Source organism: Moritella sp. PE36 (genome assembly GCF_000170855.1).
Classification (GTDB): domain Bacteria; phylum Pseudomonadota; class Gammaproteobacteria; order Enterobacterales; family Moritellaceae; genus Moritella.
This window is the reverse complement of record NZ_ABCQ01000116.1, coordinates 1-2,090: the sequence shown is the minus strand read 5'-3', so window position 1 is coordinate 2,090 and position 2,090 is coordinate 1. Positions and strand designations below refer to the sequence as shown.

3 protein-coding genes are annotated in these 2,090 nt (G+C 36.6%); 1 reads left to right on the top strand and 2 read right to left on the bottom strand.

The features are described 5' to 3' along the window. Positions 1 to 536: 536 nt before the first annotated feature. Complete coding sequence (locus PE36_RS23470) at positions 537 to 872, top strand: MarR family winged helix-turn-helix transcriptional regulator (RefSeq protein ID WP_006034617.1); 336 nt, start codon at positions 537 to 539, stop codon at positions 870 to 872. Between the two features lie 288 nt (positions 873 to 1,160). On the opposite strand, the gene PE36_RS23465 is transcribed toward PE36_RS23470, so the two are convergent. Both PE36_RS23465 and PE36_RS23460 read right to left on the bottom strand, forming a co-directional pair. Beyond that, on the bottom strand, positions 1,161 to 1,559 hold the full coding sequence (locus tag PE36_RS23465) for a VOC family protein (RefSeq protein WP_006034615.1): 399 nt from the start codon (positions 1,557 to 1,559) through the stop codon (positions 1,161 to 1,163). 81 nt (positions 1,560 to 1,640) lie between these two features. After that, positions 1,641 to 2,090 (bottom strand): hypothetical protein (locus tag PE36_RS23460; RefSeq protein ID WP_006034614.1); only part of this gene is annotated, 450 nt, incomplete at its 5' end.

Here is a 2,090-nt window from a genome sequence, read left to right as displayed (position 1 = left end):
AAATTTGAGACTGTCTCGTCAATTGAGTAGCATCGCGATATCAGCAACGATTTCTTGAGGTACTGAATAATAACCACGCAGCCGTTTTATTTGAGAACCTCTTCTTGGTTTATGTAGTCAGTACTGCTACAACCGAACAGACTTACACTGCTTAGCGTAAGCAACGATAGTGATAAAACCATCTTAGGTTTCACATTAAACATACTTTTCAATTTCATTTTAAACATCAAGCTATCTCTCATTACGTGGTAAACCATAGTGTAATACCAATTCTAAATCACGGAAGATTTAATGTCAAACCATTGTAAGAATTGGCTTCGTATTACAAAGGTAACAATTGACCTTGAAGCTAGGTATACAGTTAAACTAAATCAATTAACACCCAACCATATCAGCTGTATCGAAACAGGTTTACAACCTACCTGTATAACAACTTGCTTTGATATGGAACCTAATTGCTATATCAGAACGATAAGGCTATTATCTATATGTATTATTTCTGCATCCCAATATGCGAACCTTTGGATAAACATAAAATGACTGATACTGCTCCCGATAATGTTACTAAACCATACAATACGACAACAGGTCGTTGTTGGGTCGCAATGCGACTGTTACAAAACCACATCCAAGCTGAAATACAGAAAAAACACAAAAAAATAAACGTTGAACAATTACTACTTTTAATGGAGCTGGATTATGAAGATGGTCAGCGACCTTCTGTTTTGGCAGAACGCATGCTGCGAAGCAAAGGCACAATTACCAGTTTAATCCGCCATGCCCAGCAAAGTGAATATATCGCGTCCGCCGCAGATCCTAAAAACCGCAATGCCAAACGCCTGTTTTTAACTTTACATGGCAAAAAAACTTAGACGAGCTGGCCCCTATCGTTAATAACGCCTTGGCTGAGTGTTTAGATCATGTTCCAGATGAGAATATTGCAATTGTTAATGATGCTATGAATGGTATTATTCGTAAATTCAATCCAGAATGGTTCGAATTTGAAGAAGCTGAAAAAGGTTAATTCTGATAATTACCTATGTAGTTCAGTGAAACTGTAGATACATTGAAAAACGGCCTTGAATCGTTTTATGATTAAATTCTAAGACCGTTTTGATGACTGCGTACAAACGCTATGTTATCAGTTTATTAAAGCTAGATTAGCGACTGTACTTTACAATAGATATAACTGCACCTTGTGGATCTTTTATCGCAGCTACTGTACCAACTCGTTCGATCTGCATTGGCTCCAGTATTATTTGAGCGCCCAGATTTTGAGCTTTAACAATAGTTTTTTCTACACTATCAACAGTGACATAAGTTTGCCAGTGGCTTGGAATACCACGCCCCTCAAAGGCCTTTGGCATAGATAAAATACCTGCAAAAGGTTCTGATGAGCTTTCATTAATAATAAGAGCATAGCGAGAATCACCTCGCCCTGGGACTTCTCTTAGTTTCCAGCCAAATAGTTGTTCATAAAAAGAAAATGAACTATCAAAATCTGTAGTCATTAATTCAGACCAGCTAAATAATCCATGATCTGCAAAAGGGTTATTCATATTTAACCTCCAAAATTAATTTAAGCGCTAACAAAGTCGCCATACCGAATTGTTTACAAAGGCGTTACCACTAATTTAATATTAGAAGGTATAGTTAACGCCAACTTTAAATAGGTTATCAGCTTTCAGTTTTTGATTACCAAAAACAACTTCAGTTTGGTCTAGAGTATATTGGACATACGGTTTGATATCGCCAAAGGCATTAACAGTTGCTTTGAACTCGTAATAATCAATACGTGAACTTTTCTTTTGAATGTCTAATATTAACGACCCCTTGTTTTTTAATTCTTTGTGGACCCAGTTTGTAGAAATATCAACCATTTCCATTGAATAACCAAACGTTACATCGGTGCGGTGCACATTTTTATCAAATTCAACCTTAATGCGATTGCCAGTTGGTTTATTGTTATTATCAAACTCAGTGAGCTTTAATGTATCAGTTGCCATTTCATAACGGTAGCGGCCTGATAGGTACAAACCATTATCAAAGTTGTAACCCGTTTTAAGGCCAAATTTAGCAGTGTTACCCAC

What these genes read in the sequence shown, in the direction of transcription:
- PE36_RS23465 (WP_006034615.1), bottom strand. Translation starts at nt 1,559, where the DNA reads ATGAATAACCCTTTTGCAGATCATGGATTATTTAGCTGGTCTGAATTA.
- PE36_RS23470 (WP_006034617.1), top strand. Translation starts at nt 537, where the DNA reads ATGACTGATACTGCTCCCGATAATGTTACTAAACCATACAATACGACA.